The sequence below is a fragment of the Methylobacterium sp. 2A genome, from assembly GCF_009806555.1.
Classification (GTDB): domain Bacteria; phylum Pseudomonadota; class Alphaproteobacteria; order Rhizobiales; family Beijerinckiaceae; genus Methylobacterium.
Genome location: NZ_VUOK01000060.1, coordinates 283,332 through 289,627, shown reverse-complemented (window position 1 = coordinate 289,627; position 6,296 = coordinate 283,332). Strand labels below are relative to the sequence as shown.

Here is a 6,296-nt window from a genome sequence, read left to right as displayed (position 1 = left end):
TGCTCGCGCCGCCCAGCACGCCCGAGACCGTGCTGAGCGTGCCGCCGACCAGCCCGCTGGCCGCCGAGGTCAGCAGGTAGAGCACCACGAGCGTGGTGACCGCCCAGGAGACCAGCCCGTGGAGCGCGGCCGCGCCCGGCAGGGGCTTGCCCGAGAGGCGGCCGGCGATCAGGCCGCCGGCCAGCGAGGCGACGAGGCCCGAGGCGACGAACCAGAGGCCCGCGCCGAGCGAGACGGTCGAGGCCGAGGGGTTGTCGGCGGCCGTGGTGCCGACCGAGGCCAGCCCCACCCCCACACCGACGAGGTTGACGATCACCTGCGTCACCAGCGCCGTCGCCGCACCGGCGAAGATCGCGCCCCAGGATACGTGGTTCAGCAGAACGGCGCGGGTATCGCCGAGCGCCTCGGCGGCATGGGGGGTCGCAACGGTTTGGATGGGGGGCACGCGCTTTCTCCAGGTCAGGAATCGTCCGAGGGTGAAGGGGCTCAGTCGCGACGGGCGCTGACCAGCAGGCCCAGACCGAAGCCGACGGCGCCGGCGATCAGCAGCGAAGCGAGCGGGTAGTCGGAGACCTGATGGCTCACCTCGCGGGTGCCGCGGCGCAGGGCCCGGCCGCCGCGCTCGTAGGTGTCCTCGGCGAAGTCGTAGGCTGCATCGGCCGCGTCGCGGACGCCATCCTTCGTCTGCCCGTAGATGTTCTCTGCAGCCCCCTGGACCTGACGGATGCGTCCCTCCGCCGAATGGCGGTGCGAACCGGTGAGGTCACCGATCGCGCCCTGGACCTTGCCACCCAGTTCCTTCGCAGCCCCCGTGATCCGATCCGTATCGACCATGTCGTCCTCCCGTTTTGCCCATCTCGTCCATCGGCAGCGCGCGGACTGCCGTATGCTCGTCGCGCGGGACCCGACCACGCATCTCGGCTTGGCGTCGCTATTGGGACGCCTCCGGGTGATCTGCCGTACCGCGGTTCGCGTTCCGCGCCGTCGACGGCCCGTCTCCGATGAGATCACGCCCGCTGCGCCGAAGATGTACCGCCGAACCAGCCAATCAATGATCGGTTTGTACCGGTATGATGGTAATTTTCACTCGTGAGCGCTCAGTGGAAAGCCGTTCTCTCGGCCCCAGATCACGGCCTCACTGCGCTTATGGATGCCGAGCTTGCGGTAGAGCGCGGCGCCGTGGTTACGCACCGTGTTCCGCGACAGATTCAGCTTGCGCGCGATCGCGTCATCGCCCAGGCCGGAGCAGATCAGATTCAGGATCTGCCGCTCGCGCACCGTCAGACCCGGCATCGATCCGTCCGCGCTCTCCCGCCCCGGGCGGCGCAGGTTGGCCAGCTTCTCGATCAATCCGCGGCTGAACCACGAGGTATCGGCCATCACCGCCTCGATCGCATCGAACAGTTCGCGCTCGCTGTGCTTGCGGTCGGTGATGTCCTGCAGCACCATCAGGACGAACTCTGCTTCGTCGATGGTGATGCGCTCTGCCGAGACCAGACAGTCGAGGGCGGCCCCGCTCTGGTGGCGCAGACATACCTCGACACCGAGCACGAAGCCGCTCGCGGCCATCGCCGCCTCGAAGCCCGCCCGCTGCGCATCCTTGATCCACAGACCAGCCTCATCAAGGCGACGCCCGACGATCTGATCCTCATTGAGGCCGAACACGCGGCCAAAAGCTTCGTTGACGCCGGTGACGGAGAAGTCCCGCGCCCGCGCCAGCACGGTCGGCACCGGCGTCATGCGGAACGCCGTGGCGAAGCGCGCCTCGCTCTGACGGAGGGCGGTTTCGGCCTTCCGGCGCAACTCAAGGTCGGCGAAGGTGAACAGCATGCACGGCGCATCACCCAGCTCGATCGGCTGGCCGGCCACGATCACGAAGCGCGAGCCCCCGTCGGGGAGGTCGAGGCAGGCTTCCATCTGTGGGATCGTCCCGCCCTCATGCAGCCGGGAGACCGCCAAGTCGCGGTTGCGCGCATTGGACAGAACGTCGAGTTCGTAGACGCTGCGGCCGATCACGGCATCCCGGGTGAACCCCGTCATCTCCAGGAAGCCGTGATTGACCTTGACGTGGCGCAGGTCGGAGAGCCGCGTGATGATCGCTGGCGCCGGGTTGGCGTTGAAGGTCGCCTCGAAGCGTTCCTCCGCCTCGAACTGATCGGACACGTCCTTGAGGATCAGCGCCAGACAGCTCGGATTGCCGTCGCGGTCGGTGGCGACCAAGCTGCGCAGGGAATGGATGAAATCCCGCTCGGGCCGGTCGGCGCGCCTCACCTCGACCACGACGTCGTGGAAGGTCTCGCCGTTGACGACGCGCTCGATCGGATAATGGTTGGGCTTGTTGTGGTTGCGGTAGCGCAGCGAGAAGCGATCGCGGTACGCGTCCACCGTCTGGCCGAGCTCGTCGAGGCTCTCGACGCCGTGCATCGCCAGGGCGGCCTCATTGGCATACGCGATGGTCTGATCGGGCTCGACCAGAATCACGCCCTCACTCAGGCCGGCGATGATCTGCCGGAGTTCATGCCTGTCCACGCCCACCGTCACGGCCGATCCGGTTCCCTATGATCCGCGCCGCCTGTTCAGCGCCCCGGCTCAAACGGGTTGCGCGCAATGCGGTTCCAGTGACGAGGCGCTTTTCACTGGTATACCCGCATCATTGACGTCGTCGATAAGGACCAATGATAAGTAGCCATCTCTGCAGACGTGGAAATGTCCAGCAGAGGCGCGAACCATCAACGGCAGCCGGTAATCCTGACGTGCGACCCGTCGACGAACTGCGCCCAAAGGCTGACGGCGGCGACCCCATTCACGCTTTTGTCCATACCGAGCTCGGGACGAGGCTGCGCCAATACTATCCAGAAGTTGTACCGATTGATCCGAGCTCGCCCCTTGGTGCGGTGCTGGGACGTCTCTCCAGGGCGCTGGATGCGGCCGATGCCGATCGGCAGCTTCCGAATGCCTTCAAGGATGACCTGATCGTCCTGGTGCCGCGGCTACGCCGCTATGCGCTGTCGCTGACGTTCGACGGCAATGAGGCCGACGATCTGGTGCAGTTCACGCTTTTGAGGGCCTGGGAGCATCGTGACCGCTTCCAGCACGGGACCAATCTCGCGGCGTGGCTGTTTACGATCCTGCGCAACACGTTCATCAACGGGCGGCGCAAGCGGAGTCGCGAGGTGCCCGATCCCGAGGGCCTGCACGCGGCAAGCCTTTCGGAACCGGCACGACAGGACGATACGCTGCGCCTGCGCGAGCTGCAGGCCGCGATCGGCCGGCTCGAACCCGTACACCGGGAGGCCCTGATGCTGGTCGCCGTCGATGGCCTGCCCTACGAGGCCGCGGCCCTTGTGATCGGCTGCCCGGCCGGGACCGTCAAGAGCCGTGTCAGCCGGGCCCGCGACCGCCTGATCCAGGAAATCGGCGCCTCCGCGTGACGTCTGTTGACCCACCACCCCTTTGGACGCCAGCCATCACGCCATCGTTGTCTGCCCGAGGCGCGTGGGGTGATCCAGGAGCCGGCTTCCACCAGCAAGCCGCTGTCCTTGCCGACGCGGTGCCAGGCAGCGACGGGTCTCATGAGCCAGCACCGCCGCCCCGCGAGCCTCCCCTTGGCACCGATGAACCTTCGGCCCCGATCGACAGCATGCCGGGCTCCGGCCGGCCCGACGCAGGTTCGGACGTTCCCTCCGGCGACCCGGCCGGTTCGGATCTGCAGGCCTGAAGCGATCTTGGTCCACAATGCTGTTCCCGATCGCGTCGCATCACGGACACGATGCGCACGACCAAGGGGAACGCAGCCTCAACTCGCGCCTCTGCGGGCGCCGCGCCGTCCGTTGGGCGTGCGCGGGACAGCTCAACGCGCTCACGCCCTGGACGCTGGTCGCGCGCCCGGATAAGCGCACCCGGTTGCCGAGATCGACTTCGGCATCCGATCGCTATGCTGACTGATGGCGACGCCCTTGCTGCGCAAGAACATTCATCTGAAGAGAGATGGCGCTCCCAAGGGGAATCGAACCCCTGTTTTCGCCGTGAGAGGGCGACGTCCTAGACCGCTAGACGATGGGAGCTTTCCGGCGGCGCGGGGGTGCTATAGCCACGACCCGCCGAAGGAGCAAGGGCCTTCCGGGGAAATTTGCGTCGGCGAAGCGAAACGGAGTCGTGGTGAACAACAAGATCGAGGAGCGTGTCGGTATCGTCGCCGAAGGCGGCCTACGGCTCGACCGCGCATTGGTGGCCCTGTTCCCGGATCTGTCGCGTGCCCGATTGCAGGATCTCATCCGTGAGGGGCACGTGCGCCGTGACGGTATCGCAACGCTCGATCCGGCCTCGAAGGTGAGCGCCGGCGCCCGCATCCTGCTGGCTCTGCCGCCGCCGATTCCGGCGGAGCCGGTGGCCGAGGCCACGGACCTGCCGATCGTCTACGAGGACGAAGACCTGATCGTCATCGACAAGCCCGCCGGGCTGGTGGTTCACCCGGCACCCGGGCACGAGAGCGGCACCCTCGTGAACGCCCTGATCGCTCATTGCGGCACGAGCCTTTCGGGGATCGGCGGCGTGCGGCGGCCCGGTATCGTCCACCGCCTCGACAAGGACACGAGCGGCCTGATCGTCGTCGCCAAGAACGATGCCGCGCATCAGGGGCTGACCGCCCAGTTCGCCGATCACGGCCGTACCGGACCGCTGGAGCGCGCCTATGCGGCCTTGGTCTGGGGCCTACCCCAGCCCCGTACCGGAACGATCCGCGCCAATCTGGCCCGCTCCCGCTTCCATCGCGAGAAGATCGCCGTGGTCTCGGATGCATCCGGGCGCCATGCCGTCACGCATTACGCCGTCCTGGAAGCCTATCCGGACGCCGCCCTGGTCCAATGCCGGCTGGAGACGGGGCGGACACACCAGATCCGCGTGCACATGGCGCATTGCGGCCATCCGCTGCTGGGCGACCCGGTCTATGGCGGCGGGTTTCGCACCAAGGCCGCGCGCCTTGCTCCGGACGCGCGGGCCGCCCTGTCGGCCCTCGGGCGGCAGGCGCTTCACGCCGCATTGCTCGGCTTCAGCCATCCACGGACCGGCGTGGCCCTTCGATTCGAGAGCCCCTTGCCGGCGGATTTGAACAGGCTGGTGACGACGCTGCGCGCGGGTGGACCGGACGATCGAGCCCTGTAACCGGGTCCGGCGGCGTGCGAAAGGTCACTCCGTACCGCGTCACTTCGTGCCATGGTACAAACCGATTTGGCCGGTGGCGCGTTGAAGACGACGTGGGTGTCCTCGATCGCGATCGGCTCCCGGTGACCTATACGAGATAGGTGGCCGGCAGGGTCGGCTCAAGAGCGGCCCGAGTGGACGGCACTGTTGCCCGTCGCGTCCGCCCGCCAGGGGGACTGAATCCAGGAGAATGCCATGGCCGGTACGCTGCCCGTGCTCGCCAACGAAGGTGGGCTGTCGCGCTACCTCGATGAGATCCGCAAGTTCCCGATGCTGGAGCCGACGGAGGAGTTCACGCTGGCCAAGGCTTGGCGGGACGCCGGTGACCGTGAAGCCGCGCACCGCCTCGTGACGTCGCACCTGCGCCTCGTCGCCAAGATCGCCATGGGCTATCGCGGCTACGGCCTGCCGATCGGCGAGGTCGTGTCCGAGGGCAATGTCGGCCTGATGCAGGCGGTCAAGCGCTTCGATCCCGATAAGGGATTCCGGCTCGCCACCTACGCCATGTGGTGGATCAAGGCCGCCATTCAGGAATACATCCTGCGCTCGTGGTCGCTGGTGAAGATGGGCACCACGGCCAACCAGAAGAAGCTGTTCTTCAACCTGCGCAAGGCCAAGGGCCGGATCTCGGCGCTCGACGAGGGTGATCTCAAGCCCGATCAGGTGAAGCAGATCGCCACCCGCCTCGGCGTGCCCGAGCAGGACGTGATCGACATGAATCGCCGCCTGTCCGGCGACACGTCGCTCAATGCGCCCCTGCGTGAGGAGGGCGAGGGTGAATGGCAGGACTGGCTGGTCGACAATTCACCGAGCCAGGAAACCGTGCTGGCGCGTGAGCAGGAGGGTCAGAATCGCCTCTCGGCCCTGCGGGACGCCCTGGGCGTGCTGAACCCGCGCGAGCGCCGGATCTTCGAGGCCCGGCGCCTCGCCGAGGATCCGATCACGCTGGAGGATCTCTCGGGCGAGTTCGGCGTCTCGCGCGAGCGCGTGCGGCAGATCGAGGTCCGGGCCTTCGAGAAGGTGCAGGAGGCGGTCAAGCGCAACATCGCCAGCCGCGAACTGCCCCGGACGGGCATCGAAGCCCGCTGACGCCGGAG

At 67.3% G+C, this 6,296-nt stretch carries 5 protein-coding genes, 1 tRNA gene and 1 pseudogene; 3 read left to right on the top strand and 4 right to left on the bottom strand.

Annotation, left to right across the window (positions count from 1 at the left end; all coding sequences use genetic code 11):
- The 3 genes and pseudogenes from FVE89_RS27810 to FVE89_RS27800 form a co-directional block, all read right to left on the bottom strand.
- Window positions 1-445: pseudogene (locus FVE89_RS27810) on the bottom strand (PhnA-like protein); the annotation flags it as partial.
- 41 nt (window positions 446-486) lie between these two features.
- Window positions 487-834 (bottom strand): CsbD family protein, encoded by a 348-nt coding sequence (locus FVE89_RS27805; protein WP_161393371.1) that lies wholly within the window; start codon window positions 832-834, stop codon window positions 487-489.
- 249 nt (window positions 835-1,083) lie between these two features.
- Complete coding sequence (locus FVE89_RS27800; protein ID WP_161393370.1) at window positions 1,084-2,541, bottom strand: helix-turn-helix transcriptional regulator; 1,458 nt, start codon at window positions 2,539-2,541, stop codon at window positions 1,084-1,086.
- 212 nt (window positions 2,542-2,753) lie between these two features.
- Between FVE89_RS27800 and FVE89_RS27795 the strand changes: the two genes are divergently transcribed.
- A complete protein-coding gene (locus FVE89_RS27795; RefSeq protein WP_342389849.1) occupies window positions 2,754-3,431 on the top strand; it encodes a sigma-70 family RNA polymerase sigma factor in 678 nt (225 codons plus the stop codon).
- A gap of 557 nt (window positions 3,432-3,988) precedes the next feature.
- Here the strand turns inward: FVE89_RS27795 and FVE89_RS27790 are convergent.
- A tRNA-Glu gene (locus FVE89_RS27790) sits at window positions 3,989-4,064 on the bottom strand.
- Window positions 4,065-4,155: 91 nt separating this feature from the next.
- Between FVE89_RS27790 and FVE89_RS27785 the strand changes: the two genes are divergently transcribed.
- Together FVE89_RS27785 and rpoH are read left to right on the top strand one after the other, a co-directional pair.
- Window positions 4,156-5,160, top strand: a complete 1,005-nt coding sequence (locus tag FVE89_RS27785) for an RluA family pseudouridine synthase (RefSeq protein WP_342389848.1) — start codon at window positions 4,156-4,158, stop codon at window positions 5,158-5,160.
- A gap of 234 nt (window positions 5,161-5,394) precedes the next feature.
- A complete protein-coding gene (gene rpoH, locus FVE89_RS27780; protein ID WP_161393367.1) occupies window positions 5,395-6,288 on the top strand; it encodes an RNA polymerase sigma factor RpoH in 894 nt (297 codons plus the stop codon).
- Window positions 6,289-6,296 lie beyond the last annotated feature (8 nt).

Bases quoted from the DNA above. Each gene is read 5' to 3' on its own strand.
- rpoH (WP_161393367.1), top strand. From the start codon at position 5,395: ATGGCCGGTACGCTGCCCGTGCTCGCCAACGAAGGTGGGCTGTCGCGC.
- FVE89_RS27805 (WP_161393371.1), bottom strand. From the start codon at position 834: ATGGTCGATACGGATCGGATCACGGGGGCTGCGAAGGAACTGGGTGGC.